The sequence below is a fragment of the Streptomyces sp. NPDC008092 genome (assembly GCF_042957285.1).
Taxonomy (GTDB): Bacteria; Actinomycetota; Actinomycetes; order Streptomycetales; family Streptomycetaceae; genus Streptomyces.
Genome location: NZ_JBIBHY010000005.1, coordinates 228481 through 248441, shown reverse-complemented (window position 1 = coordinate 248441; position 19961 = coordinate 228481). Strand labels below are relative to the sequence as shown.

20 protein-coding genes are annotated in these 19961 nt (G+C 72.2%); 9 read left to right on the top strand and 11 right to left on the bottom strand.

Going from position 1 to position 19961, the window contains the following annotated elements:
- Positions 1-66 precede the first annotated feature (66 nt).
- A complete protein-coding gene (locus tag ACFZB3_RS17580; RefSeq protein ID WP_391376388.1) occupies positions 67-579 on the bottom strand; it encodes a MarR family transcriptional regulator in 513 nt (170 codons plus the stop codon).
- Positions 580-722: 143 nt separating this feature from the next.
- Here ACFZB3_RS17580 and ACFZB3_RS17575 point away from each other — a divergent pair, with 143 nt between their 5' ends.
- Positions 723-1514 (top strand): dioxygenase, encoded by a 792-nt coding sequence (locus ACFZB3_RS17575; RefSeq protein WP_391376386.1) that lies wholly within the window; start codon positions 723-725, stop codon positions 1512-1514.
- A 17-nt stretch (positions 1515-1531) separates the two neighbouring features.
- On the opposite strand, the gene ACFZB3_RS17570 is transcribed toward ACFZB3_RS17575, so the two are convergent.
- Positions 1532-2050, bottom strand: coding sequence for a GNAT family N-acetyltransferase (locus ACFZB3_RS17570; RefSeq protein ID WP_391376383.1), 519 nt, complete (start codon positions 2048-2050; stop codon positions 1532-1534).
- A 239-nt stretch (positions 2051-2289) separates the two neighbouring features.
- Between ACFZB3_RS17570 and ACFZB3_RS17565 the strand changes: the two genes are divergently transcribed.
- The gene (locus ACFZB3_RS17565) at positions 2290-3306 is read left to right on the top strand and encodes a sigma-70 family RNA polymerase sigma factor (protein ID WP_391376381.1); all 1017 of its coding nucleotides are present in this window, start codon (positions 2290-2292) and stop codon (positions 3304-3306) included.
- Positions 3307-3945: 639 nt separating this feature from the next.
- Positions 3946-4539 carry a TetR family transcriptional regulator gene (locus tag ACFZB3_RS17560; RefSeq protein ID WP_391376938.1) on the top strand — a complete coding sequence of 198 codons (594 nt, stop codon included), beginning with the start codon at positions 3946-3948 and terminating at the stop codon, positions 4537-4539.
- A gap of 223 nt (positions 4540-4762) precedes the next feature.
- On the opposite strand, the gene ACFZB3_RS17555 is transcribed toward ACFZB3_RS17560, so the two are convergent.
- Positions 4763-5734 (bottom strand): WYL domain-containing protein, encoded by a 972-nt coding sequence (locus tag ACFZB3_RS17555; protein ID WP_391376378.1) that lies wholly within the window; start codon positions 5732-5734, stop codon positions 4763-4765.
- 62 nt (positions 5735-5796) lie between these two features.
- Between ACFZB3_RS17555 and ACFZB3_RS17550 the strand changes: the two genes are divergently transcribed.
- The 5 genes from ACFZB3_RS17550 to ACFZB3_RS17530 all read left to right on the top strand — a co-directional run bounded on the left by ACFZB3_RS17550 (position 5797) and on the right by ACFZB3_RS17530 (position 12184).
- Positions 5797-7401 (top strand): DHA2 family efflux MFS transporter permease subunit, encoded by a 1605-nt coding sequence (locus ACFZB3_RS17550; protein WP_391376375.1) that lies wholly within the window; start codon positions 5797-5799, stop codon positions 7399-7401.
- 299 nt (positions 7402-7700) lie between these two features.
- Complete coding sequence (locus ACFZB3_RS17545; RefSeq protein ID WP_361287296.1) at positions 7701-8462, top strand: DeoR/GlpR family DNA-binding transcription regulator; 762 nt, start codon at positions 7701-7703, stop codon at positions 8460-8462.
- A gap of 65 nt (positions 8463-8527) precedes the next feature.
- Positions 8528-9475: a 1-phosphofructokinase gene (gene pfkB, locus ACFZB3_RS17540; RefSeq protein ID WP_391376937.1), complete on the top strand. Its 948-nt coding sequence runs from the start codon at positions 8528-8530 to the stop codon at positions 9473-9475.
- Positions 9476-9734: 259 nt separating this feature from the next.
- Entirely contained in the window at positions 9735-11816 is a 2082-nt protein-coding gene (locus ACFZB3_RS17535; RefSeq protein WP_391376371.1) for a fructose-specific PTS transporter subunit EIIC, read from the top strand.
- 116 nt (positions 11817-11932) lie between these two features.
- The gene (locus ACFZB3_RS17530; protein ID WP_391376369.1) at positions 11933-12184 is read left to right on the top strand and encodes a hypothetical protein; all 252 of its coding nucleotides are present in this window, start codon (positions 11933-11935) and stop codon (positions 12182-12184) included.
- Positions 12185-12236: 52 nt separating this feature from the next.
- Here ACFZB3_RS17530 and ACFZB3_RS17525 read toward each other — a convergent pair whose 3' ends face one another.
- From ACFZB3_RS17525 to ACFZB3_RS17510, 4 genes are all read right to left on the bottom strand, one after another.
- A complete protein-coding gene (locus ACFZB3_RS17525) occupies positions 12237-12983 on the bottom strand; it encodes a DUF6227 family protein (protein WP_391376366.1) in 747 nt (248 codons plus the stop codon).
- Positions 12984-13140: 157 nt separating this feature from the next.
- On the bottom strand, positions 13141-14373 hold the full coding sequence (locus ACFZB3_RS17520) for an Ig-like domain-containing protein (protein ID WP_391376363.1): 1233 nt from the start codon (positions 14371-14373) through the stop codon (positions 13141-13143).
- Positions 14374-14579: 206 nt separating this feature from the next.
- The gene (locus tag ACFZB3_RS17515) at positions 14580-15608 is read right to left on the bottom strand and encodes a P1 family peptidase (protein WP_391376360.1); all 1029 of its coding nucleotides are present in this window, start codon (positions 15606-15608) and stop codon (positions 14580-14582) included.
- 40 nt (positions 15609-15648) lie between these two features.
- Positions 15649-16887, bottom strand: a complete 1239-nt coding sequence (locus tag ACFZB3_RS17510; RefSeq protein WP_391376358.1) for a low temperature requirement protein A — start codon at positions 16885-16887, stop codon at positions 15649-15651.
- A gap of 149 nt (positions 16888-17036) precedes the next feature.
- Between ACFZB3_RS17510 and ACFZB3_RS17505 the strand changes: the two genes are divergently transcribed.
- Entirely contained in the window at positions 17037-17213 is a 177-nt protein-coding gene (locus ACFZB3_RS17505) for a hypothetical protein (RefSeq protein ID WP_391376355.1), read from the top strand.
- A 28-nt stretch (positions 17214-17241) separates the two neighbouring features.
- Here the strand turns inward: ACFZB3_RS17505 and mscL are convergent, their stop codons facing one another.
- The 4 genes from mscL to ACFZB3_RS17485 all read right to left on the bottom strand — a co-directional run bounded on the left by mscL (position 17242) and on the right by ACFZB3_RS17485 (position 19915).
- Entirely contained in the window at positions 17242-17718 is a 477-nt protein-coding gene (mscL, locus tag ACFZB3_RS17500; protein WP_391376353.1) for a large conductance mechanosensitive channel protein MscL, read from the bottom strand.
- Positions 17719-17856: 138 nt separating this feature from the next.
- A complete protein-coding gene (locus tag ACFZB3_RS17495; RefSeq protein WP_391376350.1) occupies positions 17857-18435 on the bottom strand; it encodes a hypothetical protein in 579 nt (192 codons plus the stop codon).
- A 201-nt stretch (positions 18436-18636) separates the two neighbouring features.
- Positions 18637-19470, bottom strand: a complete 834-nt coding sequence (locus ACFZB3_RS17490; RefSeq protein ID WP_391376347.1) for an S-methyl-5'-thioadenosine phosphorylase — start codon at positions 19468-19470, stop codon at positions 18637-18639.
- A 109-nt stretch (positions 19471-19579) separates the two neighbouring features.
- A complete protein-coding gene (locus ACFZB3_RS17485; RefSeq protein WP_391376344.1) occupies positions 19580-19915 on the bottom strand; it encodes an FmdB family zinc ribbon protein in 336 nt (111 codons plus the stop codon).
- Positions 19916-19961: the final 46 nt, after the last annotated feature.

The following is a 19961-nucleotide window of genomic DNA, read 5'->3' as shown; positions in this document are numbered from 1 at the left end:
GGAGACGGGCGACCGGCCGCAGGACCGACCTAGGGGTACCCGCACGCGGACCTGTCCCTGAGCTCCTCAGCGGAGCCAGGGCAGGTCCGCGCCCGCTTCGTTGGGCTGCAGGCCCTCGGCGACGATCTGCATGATCTCGCCGAGGGCCTGCTGCTGTTCCGGCGTCAGCCGCTCGAACAGTGCCTGCCGTACGGCGGTCACGTGGCCCGGCGCGGTGCGCCGCAGCACCTCGGTGCCCTCGTCGGTCAGGACGGCGAACTGGCCCCGCTTGTCCGAGGGGCAGTCCTCCCGCCGTACCCAGCCGTTCTTCTCCAGACGGGCGACGGCGTGCGAGAGCCGGGACCGGGTGATCTTGGCCTTCATCGCCAGCTCGGTCATCCGCAGCCGCCGCCCGGGGGCTTCGGCGAGCCCGACGAGCAGGCCGTAGTAGATGTGCGGCATCCCCGCGTCACGCTGCAGCTGACGGTCCAGATGGTCCTCCAGCAGGGTCGTGGCGTGCAGGTACGAGCGCCAGACGCGCTGTTCGTGGTCGGTGAGCCAGCGGCTCTGCGTGGTGGCGGATCCGGATGCCGTAGTCATGGGTCCCACTGTACGAGCCCTCTCCTTGAAACTTAAACAAGTGGCGCGTAAGGTGGTGCGCAGAAAGCTTGAGAGTTAAAACAGCAAGCCGCACAGTAATGGGGGCCGGGAAGGCAGCCCGGCGCCCGGAGGGAGCCGCCGCCATGTCCGCCGCCGCACCGGAGCGCATGCCCGCCCTCTACCTGAGCCACGGCGCGCCGCCGCTCGCCGACGACCCCGTCTGGCCCGGCGAACTCGCCGCCTGGAGCGCCGGCCTGCCCCGTCCCAAGGCGATCCTGATGGTCTCCGCCCACTGGGAGGAGGCCCCCCTCGCGCTCGGCGCCGTGCGGACCGTCCCCCTCGTCTACGACTTCTGGGGCTTCCCCGAGCACTACTACCAGGTGCGGTACGCGGCCCCCGGCGCGCCCGAGCTGGCCGAGTCCGTGCGCAAGCTGCTGCGCGCCCCCGGCACCCCCGTCCAGGACATCCCGGAGCGCGGTCTCGACCACGGCGCCTACGTGCCCCTGGTGGAGATGTTCCCGGCCGCGGACATCCCCGTGCTGCAGATCTCCATGCCCACCCTCGACCCGGTCCGCCTGATGGAGATCGGCCGCCGGCTCGCCCCGCTGCGCGACGAGGGCGTGCTGATCGTCGGCTCCGGCTTCTTCACCCACAACCTGGCCGCGCTGCGCCACCTCGGCAGCGGCGTGCCGACCTGGTCCTCCGAGTTCGACGACTGGGGGCACCGGGCGCTGGAGAACCGCGACTGGGACGCCCTGCTCGACTTCCTCGACAAGGCCCCGGCCGGCCGCTACGCCCACCCGCGCACCGAGCACTTCGCCCCGCTCTTCGTCACCATGGGCGCGGCGGAGGCGGGCGGCGAGCTGGACGCGCAGCAGTCGGTGATCGACGGGTTCTGGATGGGAATGGCGAAGCGGTCGGTGCAGTTCGGCTGAACAGCCCCGGCGGTGGCCTACAGGGGCTTCTCGTACCAGGCCACGTCCCAGTAGCGGCCGAACTTGCGGCCCACCTCCCGGTACGTGCCGACGTACCGGAAACCGAAGCGCTCGTGCAGCCGGGTGGACGCCTCGTTCGGCTGCGCGATGCCCGCGTAGGCGCGGTGCAGGTCCTCGCCCGCGAGTGCCTCGAAGAGAGCCTTGTAGAGAAGCGTGCCGACACCGCGCCGTCCGGCGGCCGGGGCGACGTACACGGTGGTCTCCACGGAGGTCGCGTAGGCCGGTTTCCCTCGGTAGGGGCTCGATGTGGCGTACCCGAGAATCTCCTGTGAGTCCGCTGACGTGGCAACCATCAGGCGGTACGGGCCGTCTTCCGGGTGGGAGAGCAGCCACGGACGACGCTCTTCCGGCGTGAAGACCACCGTGTCGAATGTGATGGACGTCTCACGAACGTAGTGATTGTAGATCTCCGTGAGGGCTTCGAGGTCCCCCTCGGCTCCCGGTCTGACCTGCACCTCTGTACGTTCCGACGGCACCTCGCCTCCTCACGTGGTCGCACAGGGTACTGCATGATCAGAAAATTCGGGGGGAGGCATGGGAATTCTGTCCGGATTCCAGTCGTTGTTTCCATCAGATGCCGGGCACTCGACGACAGTCCGAGGAGTTCCAGAAGTGGGGTTCCGGGGCACTGGAGTCCGGGCGCCGAGCATCCGCTGAAGGACCGAGAAGAACCGACAGGACCACCCCGCCCGCCCACCATCGCAAGGGAGCACGCATGGCAACCCGTGCCGTCGCCCGTCGTCAGTCCGCCGCCACCGGCGAGACGGCCGACTCGGCAAGCAGTGTTCGCGCCCATGGCGTTCGCGGCCATGGCGGCGAGATCGCCGACCGCGATCTGGTCGGCATGTACCTCGACGAGATCGCGCGCACGCCGCTCCTCGACGCCGCCAAGGAAGTCGAGCTGTCCCAGACCATAGAGGCGGGTGTGTTCGCGCAACAGGTCCTCGACGGCGAGGAGGAGTCCGCGTCCGACGCCACCCGCGAGGAACTGGAGGCGCTCGTCGCCGCCGGCGAGCGGGCGAAGGACGTCTTCATCCGCTCCAACCTCCGCCTGGTCGTGGCCGTCGCCCGTCGCTACCCGCGCAGCGGCCTGCCCCTCCTCGACCTGATCCAGGAGGGCAACGCCGGTCTGGTGCGCGCCGTCGAGAAGTTCGACTACCGCAAGGGCTTCAAGTTCTCGACGTACGCCACCTGGTGGATCCGCCAGGCGATCACCCGCTCCATCGCCGACCAGTCCCGGACCATCCGGCTCCCCGTCCACCTGGTGGAGGAGCTCGGCCGGATCCGCCGCGTCCAGCGCGAGTTCAACCGGGAGAACGGCCGCGAACCGGAGCCCGCCGAGATCGCCGCCGAACTCGGCTCCACCCCGGAGCGCGTGGTCGACGTGCTGGACTGGGCCCGTGACCCGGTCTCGCTGAACATGGCGGTGGACGACGACGGCGACACCCAGTTCGGCGACCTCCTGGAGGACACGTCGGCGGTCAGCCCCGAGCAGTCCGTCCTGACCCTCCTGCGCAGCGAGGAACTGGACGACCTGATCGGCCGTCTGGACCAGCGCACGGCCTCGATCATCAAGATGCGGTACGGCATCGAGGACGGGCGCGAGCGCACGCTGACCGAGGTCGGCAAGGAGCACGGCCTGACCCGTGAGCGCATCCGCCAGATCGAGAAGCACGCGCTGCTGGAGCTGAAGAAGCTGGCCCGCTCCACCGGGTTCGAGCCGGCGGCGTAAGGGGTTGTGAGGGGACAGGGGGTTCGCCCGAGTGGGGCTCGCGTGACCGGTGCGCGCGAGACTCCACTCACGCCGGGCGCGTGCGCCGGGTGGCGAAAGACGGCGCAAACATGGCGCGGTACCGCCGCTTCGGGGCTCCGCGTGTAGGGAACAACCATCCAGGGCCGGGGAGTCGGGGTCCAGGGCGGACCACTCCCCGCGGGGCCGACCGCTCCTGACGGGGCTTCGGCCGCCGAGGAGCCGAGCCGCGAAGTGCATGACGCCCCCGACACCGCCACGCCCTGACGACAAGCCACGTCCCGACGCACCATCCCCCCGGCGCCGGGACTCTCCCAGAGCCGGGCTTCGGCGCCCATCCCCCCCGGGTGCCGGAGCCCGGCTCCACCTCTGCGCGGGGGCGGTCCGCCAGGGCGGCGGTCCGCCAGGGCGGCGGTCCGCGTTTGCCCGGACCCGATGCTCCCCGGCATGCTGAAACGGTGGTTCACCCCGTACCTGAACCACGGGGTGAACCACCGGATGGCAGATTCTGCCACATGGGCATAGCCTGCCGAGGTGAGCACCCCCAGCACCGTCGGCAACACCCCCACGCAGGATCCCGCCCACCTCTCCCTCACGGAACGGCGCAAGGCGGAGACCCGCATGGAGATCGCCCGGGCGGCCGCGGGCCTCTTCGTACGGCGGGGGCTGCGGGCCACCCGCGCCGAGGACATCGCACACGCCGCGGGCATCGCGCCCCGCACGTTCTACCGCTACTTCGCGACGAAGGAGGAGGCGGTCGCCCCGCTCTACGCGGCGGGCGCCCGCCGCTGGGCGGAGGCGGTACGGTCCGCCCCCGCGTCCCTCTCCGTCCCCGAGGCGCTCGAACACGCCGTCCGCCACACCCTGACCCCCGGAGAAGGGGTGTCCACGGCCTCCTGGGAATGGGTCCGCACCCTGATCCACCTGGCCGACACCAGCCCGGCCCTGCGCAAGGTGTGGGCGGAGGTGTGCCAGTCCTCGGACCGGCTCCTGATGTCGATCCTCGCGGAACGGACGTCGGCTCCCGTCGACAACGTTGCCCCGCCGGCCCACCTCCGCTTCGCCGCGGCGGTGGCCGGCGCGGCGGTGAGAGTGGCGGTCGAATCCTGGGCAGCGGGCACAGCCGCCCCCACGGGGCCGGAGGGTCCGGCGGCCCTGGCCCTGCAGAACCTGGCGGCGCTACGGGGGTTCGCGTGGGAACGCCTGGGCGCCTGAGCGCGTAATCGCGGCCGGTCGTCGGCTGCGGGTGGGTGGGGGTTGCTCGCGCAGTTCCCCGCGCCCCTAACGGGGCGCTGCCCAACCGTCTTTCACTTAGCTGCGGGCAATCGTGCCGCAGGGCGGCACGGGTGGGCGCTGGGGTCCCCCCGGCCGAAGGCTGGGGGAGGCACCGTGCCAGCGCCGGTAAGCGTCCCCCCCCCGCCGCCCCCACCCGCACCCCTCACCCACCCCCAGCCCGACTCAGCCGGCCCCCCAACTCCCGCACGCACGCCACCAGTTCCGCAGGCTCCCGGACCACGAACTCGCACCCCACCATCGCCAACCGCACCGCCAGCCACTCCACCGGATCCCCGCTGTCCCCCCGCACCACACACCAGCCGCCGCCCCCCTCCTCTTCCACCGGCGTCCCCAGCCACCCCGGCAGCCGCGCCCCCACCTCCGCCACCGACCCGGCGAACGCGACAGCGAACCCGTACGTCTCCCGCTGCCGCTGGATGGACCGCCGCAGGTATTCCGCCGCGCTCCCCGTCGGCATCTCCCGCGGAGCGAACCGCGCCCCGGTGGCGAACGGCTCGCTCACCCGGTCGACCCGGAACGTCCGCCAGTCGTCGCGATCGAGGTCGTACGCCACCAGGTACCACCGCCGCCCCGTCGACACCAGCCGGTACGGCTCCGCCTGCCGCCGCGTCCCGCTCCCGTCCGCCGCCCGGTACGCGAACCGCAACCGCTCCCGCCCGGCGACCGCCGACGCCAGCACGGTCAGCGTCTCGGGCGCGATGATCGCCCCGTCCCCGCTGGTCAGCGGTGTGGTCGCGGCCTGGAGCGTGCTCACCCGGTGCCGCAGCCGGGCCGGCAGCACCTGTTCCAGCTTCGCCAGCGCCCGTACCGACGCCTCGTCGACGCCCGCCACGGCATGGCCCGCCCCGGCCCGCAGTCCGACGGCGATGGCGACGGCCTCCTCGTCGTCGAGCAGCAGCGGCGGCATCGCCTTCCCCGCGACCAGCCGGTACCCCCCGTCGGCCCCTTTGCTGGCCTCCACGGGATAACCCAGTTCCCGCAGCCGGTCGATGTCCCGCCGCACCGTACGCCGCGACACCCCGAGCCGGTCGGCGAGTTCACCGCCGGGCCACTCACGGGGCGTCTGGAGAAGAGACAGGAGCTGCAGCAGCCGAGCCGGGGTGTCTGTCGTCATGCACCCGAGCATGCCGCACCAGTAGGACAGGATCTGGCCTAATGCGAGCCTACGGTGCCGATATGACTTCCACGGACACAGGCGCCCTGAAGGGGCGCGGGGAACTGCGCGACCAGCCACGGACGACCGCGACCCGGCACACGACACCCACCTCCACCCCCACCCCCACCGCGCTCCCCGAGCCGCCGCCGGACCGTACCCGCTGGCTGGCCCTGGCCATCGTCATGACCGCCGCCTTCATGGACCTGGTCGACGTCACGATCGTCAACATCGCCATCCCCTCCATCCAGCGGGACGCCGGCGCCTCGTTCAGCCAGATCCAGTGGATAACCGCCGGCTACGCGCTCGCCTTCGCCGCCGGCCTGATCACCGGCGGCCGCCTCGGCGACATCCACGGCCGCAAACGGCTGTTCCTGATCGGCGTCGCGGGCTTCACCCTCGCCTCGGCCCTGTGCGGCTTCGCCGCCAACCCGGAGATGCTGGTCGCCTCCCGCATCCTGCAGGGCGGCATGGCCGCGATGATGGTCCCGCAGGTCCTGTCGATCGTGCACGCCACCTTCCCGGCCCACGAACGCGGCAAGGTCTTCGGCCTGTTCGGCGCGATCGTCGGCCTGGGCGCGGTCTCCGGCCCGCTGCTCGGCGCGCTCCTCACCGAGTGGAACCTCTTCGGCCTCGAATGGCGCCCGATCTTCCTGATCAACCTCCCGGTCGGCATCGCCGCCCTCCTCCTCGGCCGCCGCTACATCAGCGAGTCCAGGGCCCCGCGCGCGCTGCGGCTGGACCTCGTCGGCGTCGCCCTGGTCACCCTCGGCCTGCTGATGCTGCTCTACCCGCTGACCCGCGGCTGCGAGCTGGGCTGGCCGCTGTGGGGGTACGCGTCGATGGCGGGTTCGCTCGCCGTCCTCGCCGTACTCGTCGCGTACGAACGCCGCAAGGCCGCCCGCGACGGCTCCCCCCTCATCGAACCCTCCCTGTTCACGGTGAAGAGCTTCGCCGCCGGTATCGCCGTGCAGACCGTCTTCGGGGTCGCGCTCGGCATCTTCTTCCTGGTCTGGACGCTGTACATGCAGGTCGGCCTCGGCTGGACCCCGCTGCACGCCGGCCTGACCGGGGTGCCGTTCTCGATCTCCGTCTCGGTCGCGGCCGGCATGTCCGTGCAGAAACTGGTCCCACGCTTCGGCCGCAAGGTGCTCCAGGCCGGCGCCCTGCTGATGGGTCTCGGTGTCCTGATCTACATCTGGGAGTCGGACCGCTACGGCCTCGCCATCGCCTCCTGGCAGATGGCCCTGCCGCTGGTCGTGATGGGCGCGGGCATGGGCCTGATCGTCGCCCCGCTGACGGACGCGGTGCTCTCGGAGGTGCCGCGCGAGCACGCCGGTTCCGCCTCCGGCCTGATCAACACCGTGCAGCAGATGGGCAACGCGCTCGGCCTCGGCCTGGTCTCGGTGGTCTTCTACGGCGTCGTCGACGACCGGACGGCCGCGTCCCGGATCGGCCCGGCCTTCGTGGACGGCTTCCAGCACGCCCTGCTCTGGGTGGCCGCGGTGATGGCCGTGATCTTCCTCCTGATGTCCGCCCTGCCGAAGCGCCCGGCGCAGCACCTGGAGGCGGGCGACGCGGAGGCACCGCTGACCGCGCCGGAGGACGAGCCCGAACTCGTCCACTGACCACAGCCATGCGGAAGGGCCCGGCACCGGAAGGCGCCGGGCCCTTCCGCATGGGCACCGCGGAGGTGCCCTGAACAGACCGAAAGCCCGATCGTGTCCGTTTGCCGCCCGAACCTGTTTACTTTCCGGAAATCCCGGCGTAGCCTCCTCGCGAAACCACAAGTTCGGGCATCAGTCGGACGCGGTCGGACATGAGTCAGGCGTGAGTCAGGAATGAGTTCGGACAGGAACCGGACATCAGTCAGGCGTATCAGCCGGACGTATCAGCCGGACGTATCTTGGAGCGGAGGCACAGGGGCATGTACGCACCGGAGCGGCAGCAGGAGATCCTCCGGCTCGCCCGTGACGGCGGCCGGGTGGACGTCGTGTCGCTCGCCGAGGAGTTCCAGGTCACGCAGGAGACGATCCGCCGCGACCTGAAGGCCCTCGACCGCGCCGGCCTCGTCCGCCGGGTGCACGGCGGTGCCATCCCGGCCGGGCGCCTCGACTTCGAGCCGGACCTCGCCGAACGCGAGTCCACTTCGGCCGACGAGAAGGACCGCATCGCCAAGGCCGCCGTGCCGGAGCTGCCGACCGAGGGCACCCTGATCCTCGACGCCGGTTCGACGGTCGCCCGCCTCGCCGCGGCCATCCCGCTGGAGGCGTCCCTCACCGTCGTCACCCACAGCCTGCCCATCGCGGCCCGCCTCGCCGACCACCCGGGCATCCAGCTCCACCTCGTCGGAGGGCGCGTACGGCACCGTACCCGCGCCGCCGTGGACGCCTGGGCGCTGCGCGCGTACAGCGAGATCCGGGCCGACGTCCTCTTCGTGGCCGCCAACGGCTTCTCCGCCGACCAGGGCCTGACCACCCCCGACCTCGCCGAGGCCGCGGTCAAGCGGGCGGCCGTCGCCGCGGCCCGCCGGGTGGTCCTGCTCGCCGACTCCGCCAAGCACGGCCAGGAGCACTTCGCCCGCTTCGGCGACATGGGCGACGTGGACCTGCTGATCACCGACAGCGGGCTGAGCCCCGAGGACGCCGCCGCCATCGAGCGCGGCGGCACGGAAGTAGTACGAGCATGAGCAACACGAGCACCGCAAGCACCGCAAACGCCACGAGCACCACGAGCGCCACGTCCGGTACCGGCGTGATCCTCACCGTCACCCCGAACCCCTCCCTCGACCGCACCTACGAGGTCCCCGCCCTGGAGCGCGGCGAGGTCATCCGCGCCTCCGGCGAGCGCATGGACCCCGGCGGCAAGGGCGTCAACGTCTCGCGTGCCGTGGCGGCCGCCGGCCGGCGCACGGTCGCCGTGCTGCCCCTGGGCGGAGCGCCGGGCGCGCTCGTCGCCGACCTGCTCGACGCGCAGGGCATCGAGGTCGCGCCGGTGCCGGTCGCCGGAGCCACCCGCTCCAACATCGCGCTCGCCGAGTCCGACGGGGTGCTCACCAAGATCAACGCGCCCGGCCCGGAACTCTCGGCGGAGGAGCAGGAGCTTCTCCTGGAGACCGTGCGCGAGCAGTCCCGCGACGCCGACTGGATCGCCTGCTGCGGCAGCCTGCCGCGCGGGCTCGCGCCCTCCTGGTACGCCGATGTCGTCGCCCGGGCGCACGCCGGGGGCGCGCGCATCGCGCTGGACACCTCGGGGCGCGCGCTGCTCGAAGCGCTGCGCGCGCAGCCCGACGTGGTGAAGCCGAACGCCGAGGAGCTCGCGGAGGCCGTCGGGCGCCCCCTGGCCACGGTCGGTGACGCGCTGAAGGCGGCCGAGGAACTGCGCGGGATGGGCGCCCGCGCCGTCCTCGCCAGCCTGGGCGCCGACGGCCAGCTGCTCGTGGACGACTCGGGCGCCTGGTTCGCGAGCGCCCGCGTGGACACCGTCCGCAGCAACGTCGGCGCCGGCGACTCCTCCCTCGCCGGTTTCCTCATCGCCGGCGGCAGCGGCCCGAAGGCCCTCGCCTCCGCCGTCGCCCACGGCGCCGCCGCCGTGCAGCTGCCCGGCAGCGTGATGCCCACCCCGGCCGACCTGGACCCGTCGGCGGTCACCGTGACCGACCGCGTCCCCGTCGACCGCGAACTGACGGAGCCGGTGTCATGAACGCCCGCACTGCGGACACGACGACCCGTGCGGCCGCGCTCCTCCCCGGCGCGGCCCGCCGACAACCGGCCCAGGAGCGGCGAGGCGTCTCGTTACTCGCCGCTTCGACGGGCCGTCGGGGCACCCTGAGCCGCCCCGCCGTGCCCGGGAGGCGGGGCTTCCCCGGCCCCGCCTCCCACCCCGCCCCCCACGGCACCCCCGTCCCCGAAGAACCCGCCCACCCCACACCCCGGGCGATACGCGTGCATAGGAGCCCGCGATGAGCGACATGATCACCGCGGACCTGGTCGATCTCGACCTGTCCGCCGATACGAAGGAAGCGGCGGCGCGCGCCCTCGCCGAGCGCATGGTGACCCTGGGCCGGGTGACCGACCTGGAGGGCTTCCTCGCCGACGTGGCCGCCCGCGAGGCCCAGATGCCCACCGGCCTCGACGGCGGCATCGGCATCCCGCACTGCCGCAGCGCCCACGTCACCGAGCCGACGCTCGCCTTCGGGCGCAGCGCCGCCGGCATCGACTTCGGCGCCCCCGACGGCCCGGCCGACCTGATCTTCCTGATCGCGGCCCCCGCCGGCGCCGACGACGCCCACCTCACGATCCTCTCCGCGCTGGCCCGCCAGCTGATGAACAGCGAGTTCACGGACGCGCTGCGGGCGGCCGGCGACGCGGAGACGGCGGCGGCGCTGATCCGCGGCGACGAGAAGGCCGCGCCCGCGCAGGGCGCGGAAGCTGCCGCGAGCGCCTCCCAGAACACCGCTGCGGCGCCGGCGGCGGCCTCCGCCGGCACCGCAGCGGTCAGCACGAACACGGGCACGGGCACGGCGTCGGACGCGGGCGAGCGTCCCTTCCGTATCGTCGCCGTCACCTCCTGCCCCACCGGCATCGCCCACACCTACATGGCGGCCGAGTCGCTGGAGAACGCGGGCCGCGAGGCGGGCGTCGAGCTCGTCGTCGAGACGCAGGGCTCGGCCGGCTTCACCCGGCTCGACCCCGACGTCATCGCGGCGGCGGACGGCGTGATCTTCGCCCACGACGTGCCCGTGCGCGACAAGGACCGCTTCGCCGGCAAGCCCACCGTCGACGTCGGCGTGAAGGCGGGCATCAACCGCCCCGCCGACCTGATCGGCGAGGTCCGCGCCAAGGCGGCCCGCGGCGAGGTCACCTCCGGCTCCGCGCCCTCCACACCGGTCGAACGCGCCGGGGAGGCCGGCGAGGGCTACGGCACCAAGCTGCGCAAGTGGCTGATGTCCGGCGTGAGCTACATGGTGCCGTTCGTCGCGGCCGGCGGTCTGCTGATCGCCCTCGGCTTCGCGATCGGCGGCTACACGATCAACAAGGCGCCGTCGGTCATGGACCACTTCGTGTGGACCCAGGGCGACAGCTGGGCCGCGCTGCTCTTCCAGATCGGTGTCGTCTCCTTCGGCTTCCTCGTCCCCGTCCTGGCCGGCTACATCGCCTACGGCATGGCCGACCGGCCGGGCCTGGTCCCCGGTTTCGTCGGCGGCATGATCGCCTCCACCATCAACGCCGGCTTCCTCGGCGGCCTGGCCGCCGGTCTGATCGCCGGTGGCGTGGTGATGGCGATCCAGAAGGTCAAGATCCCCGCGGCGGTGCGCGGCATCATGCCGGTCGTGGTGATCCCGCTGATCTCCTCGGCGATCGTCGGTTTCCTGATGTTCGTCGTGATCGGCAAGCCCATCGCCTCCGCCCAGAAGGGCATGACCGACTGGCTGAACGGCCTCTCCGGCTCCAACGCCGTCCTGCTCGGCGCCCTGCTCGGCCTGATGATGTGCTTCGACCTCGGCGGCCCCGTCAACAAGGTCGCGTACACCTTCGCCACCGCCGGTATCGCGGTCTCCAACCCCAGTGACTCCGCGATGAAGATCATGGCGGCGGTCATGGCGGCCGGCATGGTCCCGCCGCTGGCGATGGCCCTGGCGACGACCGTGCGCGGCAAGCTCTTCACCGAGACCGAGCGCGAGAACGGCAAGGCCGCCTGGGTGCTCGGCGCCTCCTTCATCTCCGAGGGCGCCATCCCGTTCGCGGCCGCCGACCCGCTGCGCGTCATCCCCTCCTCGATGGTGGGCGGCGCCGTCACCGGCGCCCTGTCGATGATCTTCGGCGCCACCCTGCGCGCCCCGCACGGCGGCATCTTCGTGGTCCCGCTGATCGGCAACCCGTTCCTCTACCTGATCGCCATCGCCGCCGGTGTCTGTGTCACCACGGCCCTGGTCGTCCTCCTGAAGGGCCTGCGCAAGCCCGCCCGGCAGACCCCGGCGGACGGCTCCGCCGCCGGCCGGGCCGCCACCGCGAAGGAGGCCAAGCAGCCGGTCGCGGCCTGATCCCCGCACCGCCCTGCCGTCTTGTCCCTTTGATTCGCTGTGAGTTGTTCACGGCACCTGCGAGATACGTCACGGTCCGGGACCAAAGTCCCGGACCGTGGTGTGTACTGGGGCGTATGCCCGCGCACGCCTCGACCCTCCAGCTGATCGGCATGACCGCGCTCACCCTGGCGACCGTCGCCTGGGCGGCCGTCGTGACGCGCCTGCTGCGCCGCAACCGCCGCGAGGCCCTCGCCTGGCACGCCGCGCGCGCCCTTCCCGCCTTCCCGCACCAGTACGAGGCCGCTCCGCCCCGGGAGGCCGTCGAACTGACCCCCGCCGAGCAGGACGCCTTCGCCGGCCTGGTCCGCAGACTCGGCGGCCGCTGAGCCGTCCGGCAGGGAAGCCCGCAGAGGCGGGGCAGAGGCGGGTGGGCTACCACTACCGCGGCCGCGCCGCCCGCCGCTCCATCGCGTCCCTGGCCGCGTCCTCCGACGGGTACACCTCGCACATGTGCCGGCCGTCCGGCGTCGCCGTGTGCTCGACCTCCCACAGGGACAGCTCCTGGCCGTCCCGCAGCAGGAACGCGTGCTCGTAGAGCGAGAAGGTCAGACCCGGCCTGCCCGTCCGCGCCGGCCGCCCGAACGCCTGGGTGATCTGGTGGGCGAACGCCGTCGACAGCGCCTCGGCCGTCTCCGCGTCCGGCCGGTCCGGGTTCTCCGCACGGCGCAGCAGCCGGCGCGCGTGGTCCGCCGAGTCGTCCGGCACGTACACGTGCCGCGGCTCCGGGACCGGCGCCAGCGTCACCAGCACCGGCAGCTCGAAGTCCGGGGCGTCCGGTGGTAACGGCAGCCGCGCGGTCGCGGCCCGCAGCTCCTCCTCGTCGACGTACACCTCGTGCTGCGGGTCGCTGCCCGGCACGGTGTTGTGCACCAGCTCCCACAGCGTGACCGCGGAGCCGTCGGCCAGCAGCCAGGTGTGCCGGTACGTCTCCCGGTGCAGCCCCGCGCTGTGGTGCGCGGAGTGCAGCGAACTGTCGTGCGCCAGCGCGCAGTCCAGCTGCCTTATGGCCTCGTCGGGCAGCTCGAAGGAGTTCAGGGCACGGCCGAGGAGCCGCGCGAGGTGCTCCTCCGGAGACTCGGGCGACTCGGCTGGTTCGTACGCTGCCGTCTCGTACGGAACGCTCAAGGTTTCTCCCGGCGTTGCTGCATGTCACCTTGTGGGTGCATACCGTAGCCCCTCGGTCGGACATCATGTCCGGGAACCGAGAAAACGTACGCCGGGAAAACGCGCGGGCCGCGCGAAAAGTTCCCGCACGGCCCGACGATCAGTCAAAAGGTGCCGGTCAGACGGCACTTCCGGCGGTCCACTCGCTCCACGACAGGTTCCACCCGTTGAGCCCGTTGTCCGGCTGCACGGTCTTGTCGGGGGAGTTCTTCACGATCACGACGTCCCCGATCAGCGAGTTGTCGTAGAACCACTTGGCCGTCGTGTCACCCTGCGCGCCCTGCACGTCCGCCATGCCCACGCAGCCGTGGCTGGTGCCCTGCTGCCCGAAGGGCGGGTTGGACCTGTTGTACCAGTAGTTGCCGTGGATGAACGTCCCCGACGTCGTCAGCCGCATCGCGTGCGGCACGTCCGGGATGTCGTACTCCCCGCCGAGGCCCACCGTCTGGCTGTTCATCCGGGTCTGGGTGAACTTCTCGGAGATCACCATCTGGCCGTTGTACGTCGTGTGCTCGGGGCTGCCCGTCGACACCGGCACCGACTTGAGCAGCTTGCCGTCCCGCATCACGGTCATGGTCTGCGTGTTCGCGTCCACCGTGGAGACCTGCGAACGTCCGACGGTGAACGTCACCGTCTTCTTCTGCACCCCGTAGACGCCGTTCGCGCCCTCGACCCCGTCCAGGTCGATCTTCATCGTGACCTCGGAGCCGGCCTTCCAGTAGTCCTGCGGCCGGAAGTCCAGCCGCTGCGCCCCGAACCAGTGCCCCACCACCTGCTGGCCGCTGCTGGAGGTGACCGTGATGTGCGACTGCACGGCCTTCTTGTCGGTGATGACCTTGTCGAAGTTGAACGACACCGGCATCCCCACACCGACCGTCGTCCCGTTGTCCGGCGTGTACGTGCCGATGTAGCTGTTGGCCGAGTTGACGGTGGTGAAGATGGAGTTGGCTGCCGCCGTGAGCCCCTTCGGGTCCTTCGCGGTCACCGATATCTCGTACTTCGTGCCCCGCTCCAGCTGCTCCTTCGGCTTCCAGACGCTGCCGTCCGCCGAGAGGGTGCCGTCCACGGCCTGTCCCGACCCCGCCACGGTCATCTTGACGTCGGTCAGCTTCCCGCCGCTGACCTGCACGCCGGTCGTGTTGATGGACGCGCCGGTCGAACCGTCCTTCGCCGAGATCACGATCTTCGCGGCCGACGTCCTGGCGGCGCTGTCCTGCTGCCCGCCCTTGCTGCCGTCGGTCTTGGCGTCGGCGTTGGCGTTGCCGCCGCAGGCGGTGAGGGTGAGGGCGCCGACCATCAGGGCGGCACAGGCCCCCAGTGCGCGCCGCGCTGCAATGTCCGGCGATGTCACGGGCTGCTCCAGGTTCGTGTGAGTTCTTGTGATGTGCGTGATCCGCTCCAGTGCGTGGAGGAAGAGGCCGGAGGCCCCCCTCGGGGTTCCCTCCGGCGCCCGCGAACGCCATCACGTGACAGAACCAGGACAATCGACAGCAACGCGCAAGGTTCCGGCCGGCCGCGAAGAACACGCCCCCCACCCCCGCACGGCCCCCACCGCCGTCAGCGCGCCCCGTACAGCTCCTCGTACGACGGCCACACCCCGCCGGGTCCTTCGACCGGCTCGGCGGCCCGTACGGCCCGCACGATCGCGCGGGTCACCAGATCCGCCCCGGCCGCGAGGATCTCGTTGAGCGCGAGTGGGCTCGCGTCGAGCGGGCGGGCGCCCGTCGCCAGCGCGAACACCGTGTCCCCGTCGTGCAGCAGGTGCACCGGCCGCACCGCGCGCGCGATCCCGTCGTGCGCCGTCCCGGCGAGCTTCTGCGCCTGCGCCTTGGACAGTTCCGCATCGGTCGCGACCACCGCGAGCGTGGTGTTGAGCGGCGGCAGCCCGTTCCGGGCGGCGGTCTCGGAAAGCCGTCGGCGCGCGGCCTCGTGCACCCGCTCCTCGGGATACGCCACGCGCCCCTGGAACAACTCCCCGTACAACACCCCCGTTCCGGGATCCAGCACCGCCCCGGCCGCGTTGGCCACCACCAGCGCGGCCACCGTGATCCCCGAGTCCAGCACGGTGCTCGCGCTGCCCACCCCGCCCTTCACCGCCCCGGCCACGGCGCCCGTACCGGCGCCCACGCACCCCTGCGGCACCCGGGCGCCCGGCCCGCTCGCCGCGGCCGCCTCCACCGCGGCCCGCCCGGTCGCCGCGTCCGGCCGGGCCCGGAAGTCACCGCCCCGCCCCAGATCGAAGACACAGGCGGCGGGCACCACCGGCACGACATGCGCCGGGTCCGGCCCCACCCGCACCCCGCGCCCCCGCTCCTCCAGCCAGGCCATCACCCCGGACGCCGCGTCGAGCCCGTACGCACTGCCGCCCGTGAGCACGATCGCCTCCACCCGCTGCACCAGGTTGCGCGGGTCGAGCGCGTCCGTCTCCTTGGTGCCCGGGCCCCCGCCCCGCACGTCCACCGCGGCCACCGCGCCGCCCTCGGGGGCGAGGACGACCGTGGTACCGGTGAGCCAGCCCCCGCCGGTGCGGGTGGCGTGCCCCACCCGCAGCCCGGCCACGTCCGTCAATGCGTCAACTGTCGTCATGACGGCCAGTCTGGCCCAGCCCGGCGCGGCTCCCGACCCGTCAGGAAGCGGCCGCGGCGGCTTCCGCGGGGCGCTCGCGGTGTGCCGCACGCGCCGTCAGCGTCGTCCCCGCCGCCACCGCCAGCGCCGACACGACGCCCGCCGCCGGCACCGCCCAGCCGCCCAGGAACGTGCAGCCCACCACCAGCAGCGCCGTCACCGGCAGCACCAGCTGCTGGATGAGACCCACCTTGAAGTACCGCGAGTGCAGCGCCCACACGGTCAGCAGGTACAGCGCGGTCGGCACGGTCACCGCCGCCGACGCGGCCGTCGTGGAGACGTGCGCCTTGCCGACCGCCTCCTCGACGGCGACCTCGATGCCCGCGCCGATCGAGGCCGCCGACGCGAAGATCAGGTAGTGGCCGTAACCCCACAGGAAGGACTCCTTGTTGGAGCGCAGATGGCCGTGGATCGGCACCACGAAGTAGATCCACCACGCCGAGAAGACGATCAGCAGGCCGCCCGCCGCGATCGGCAGCAGCTCGGTCAGCGCGTCGTGCTCGGCGACGGCCGACTTCACGGCGGCCGTCGCCGCCGCGATCGTCTCGCCGAGCACGATGATCGTGAACAGCCCGAAGCGTTCGGCGATGTGGTGCGGGTGCCAGGAGGTCGTGTAGTCCTTCTCCGCGTACAGCGGCACGCACATCTCGGCGATCGCCATCACCAGGAACACCCAGGGGCGCGCGTGCACCGGAAGCACCACCAGGCCCGCCCAGCCGACCTGGCACAGCAGCACCCCGCCGGCGTACCGGAGCGCCATGGTCCGCTCCGCGCCCCGGGCTCCCCGGGCGGCTCTCAGCCACTGTGCGACCATCGCCAGCCGCATGATCACGTAGCCCAGCAGGACCGCCACGTAGTCGTGGTCCGAGAAGGCCCGCGAGACACCGGCCGCCAGCACCAGGACGCCGGCGATCTGGACCAGCGTGACGACCCGGTAGAGCACGTCGTCGTTGTCGTACGCGGAGGAGAACCAGGTGAAGTTCATCCACGCCCACCAGATGGCGAAGAACAGCATCGCGTAGTTCAGGACGCCCTCGCCCGCGTGCCCCGCGGCGACGGCGTGCACCAGCTCCGCGCCCGCCTGTGCGATGGCCACCACGAAGCACAGGTCGAAGAAGAGTTCGAGCGGGGAGGCCACCCGGTGGCCCTCGTCGCGACCGCGCGCGGTCAGCCTGCGCAGTGGCCGCAGGGGCCCGGGTGTGTGCTGGGGGGCGGGAGCCGGAGGAGAACTCGACGTCATGTGTCCAGCACAGCAGATAAGGGCACCGGCTTGCGAACGGAGCCCCAGGACGGCGGGCGGCACGGCGGGCGGTACGAGGGGCGGCGGGGCCCGGGCCGCCGCCGGGCGGCCCGGGCGGACCCGAGCCGCGGGCGCCGTAGGCTTGAGGCATGACCACCGCCCCCGAGCCCGCGCCGCGCGACCCGAAGCCCGCGCTGATCTTCGACGACCCGCTGGACCGGCAGTCGGCGGACGACACGGACCGCGGCTGGGGCGACCGCCCGGACGGCGACTCCGCGGCCGACCTCAGGCGTTTCCTCGACGAGAAGCCGCCCCACCACCTCTGAGCCGCCCGCGCGACCGCCCGGAGCGCCGCTAACGCTGGTTGTGGCCGTTTCCGCGCTGTGCGACCAGGGCGTCGCGGATCTCCTTGAGCACCTCCAGCTCGGTCACCTCGATGACCTCGTGCGTGCCCTCCTTCGCCTTCCGGCGGGCCTCGACGCGGGACAGGTACTTCGCCATCGGCAGCACCATCAGGAAGTACACGACCGCCGCGGTGATCACGAAGGAGAGCGTGGCGCCCAGGACCGAACCCCACATGATCTGAACGCCGCTCGTGACCGTGCCGTCCGCGGCCACCTTGCAGGGTTCCTTCAGACACGTGCTGTAGCTGTCGAGGTTCTGCGTGCCGATCGCGCCGACCAGCGGGTTGATGAGCCCCTTCACCACCGAGTTGACGATGTTCGTGAAGGCGGCGCCGATGACCACCGCGACTGCCAGATCGACGACGTTTCCGCGCATCAGGAAGGCCTTGAAGCCCTGCCAGATGCCCGGTTCCTTCTTCGCGCTCACCTCGGGGACTCTCCTCACATGCACAGGGTGTGGAACAAAGTGATCCGCAACCTACGTCACCGTGCGGCCATCGCGCCCAATCAGGTAGCTCGAAAGGGCGACTTGACACAAAGCGTCCTGTAAATCGCCCCAAGTTGTTCAGCACAGGGTCACCGCCAGCCGTGCCGTGGTGCTCGCGCCGACCAGCCGGGCCGCGGTGTCGCGCGGCACCGCGAGCACGATCAGCGCCCCGCTCTCCGCGGCCGCGTCGGCCGGCTCCGGCAGCCTCGTCACGCGCACCCCGCGCGCGATCACCCGGGCCTCGCCGCCGGCCGCCGGATCCCCGGCGGCGATGACGTCCACCCGGTCGCCGGGGCGCAGCAGCCGGACGGTGGCCGCGTCGGCGATCCGCACCGGCGCCGTCACCAGTTCCACGGGCGGGGCGTGCCGTCGTACCGGCTGGGAGACGGCCGGGCGGTCGCGGGGCGGCTCGGCCCGCTCGGGGGCGAGTGCGGTACGCGGTCCCGCCGCGACGAGCGCCGCCGCCGTGACCGCGAGGCCGGCCGCCAGGGCCCGCCTGCGGTGGTGCAGCAGCCGGTGCAGCCGGTACCGCCCGCCGCGTACCCGCACCGGTTCGAAGTGCGGGACCTCGCAGGTGGCGGGGGCGTCCGTGCCCAGCGGGCGCGGGACGCGGAGGGGAGGGGGGAAGGCGGGGGACAGGGAGGGGGGAACGGGCACGGGGATCACCACCTGCGACGAGGAATCGGCTTGCGAGACCACGATGCGGTCTCGCGCCGGAACCCGCCGGAGCCGGTGGGCCACCGGCCGGTTGTGGACAACTCGGCCACCCGAACGAGGAGTTCCGCCGCCCCTGCCCGACCCCGTCCGTCAGTGCCCGTCTGTGCCAGTCCGTGCCCGCTCCTGGAAGCCGTTTCTGCGTTACGGCAGCTCGAACCCCGGGTCCATGCCGCCGAGCGCGTTCGTGCACAGGCAGTCCCGGGCCGTGTTCTCGGGCAGGGCCGCGACGGCGTCGAACAGGACGCCCCGGAGCCGGTCCACGTTGGCCGCGAACACCTGCAGCACCTCGTCGTGCGAGACGCCCTCGCCGGTCTCGGCGCCCGCGTCCAGGTCCGTGACCAGCGTCAACGAGGCGTAGCAGAGCTCCAGTTCACGGGCGAGCGCGGCCTCGGGGTGGCCGGTCATGCCCACCACCGACCAGCCCTGCGCCTGGTGCCACAGCGACTCGGCGCGGGTCGAGAAGCGCGGCCCCTCGACCACCACCAGCGTGCCCCCGTCCACCGGCTCCCAGTCCCGGCCGCGCGCCGCCTTCAGCGCCGCCGCCCGTCCGGTGGGGCAGTAGGGGTCGGCCAGCGAGACGTGCACCACGTTCGGGACGGTGCCGTCGGGCAGCGGCAGCCCGTCGAAGTACGACTGCGCCCGGGACTTCGTACGGTCCACCAGCTGGTCCGGTACGAGCAGCGTGCCCGGGCCGTACTCGGGGCGCAGACCGCCCACCGCGCACGGGCCGAGCACCTGGCGCACGCCGACGGAGCGCAGCGCCCAGAGGTTGGCGCGGTAGTTGATGCGGTGCGGCGGCAGATGGTGGCCGCGGCCGTGGCGGGGCAGGAAGGCGACCCGGCGGCCGGCGATCTCGCCGAGGAAGAGGGAGTCGCTGGGCGGCCCGTAGGGCGTGTCGACCTGGATCTCGGTCACGTCGTCGAGGAACGAGTAGAAGCCGGAACCGCCGATTACGCCGATCTCTGCGTTCACCATGCGCAGCACACTAGCTGGCCGCCCGCACCGGCCGCCGGGGCAGGTGCCGGGGTCCGGGAACGCCGCAGACCCCGCTGTCGCGCGACGGCGGGGTCCGAGGGGTGCGGTCTCAGGCGGCGGAGCTGCTGGCCGAGCCGGACGATGACGACGAGGACGACGTCGTCGAGGACGAGGACGACGACTTCGAGTCGGACGTCTTCGAGTCGGACGACGTGCCCGACGAGGTGGAGCCGGACGGCTTCGACGCGGGGCTGCTGCTCGACGAGGAGCCCCGGCTGTCGTTGCGGTAGAAGCCCGAGCCCTTGAAGACAATGCCGACCGCGGAGAACACCTTCTTCAGGCGGCCACCGCAGTTGGGGCACTCGGTCAGGGCGTCGTCGGTGAACTTCTGCACCGCCTCAAGGCCCTCGCCGCACTCGGTGCACTGGTACTGGTAGGTCGGCACTGTCTTCCTCCTGGCACTCTCACTCAGTGAGTGCTAACGACGGTCC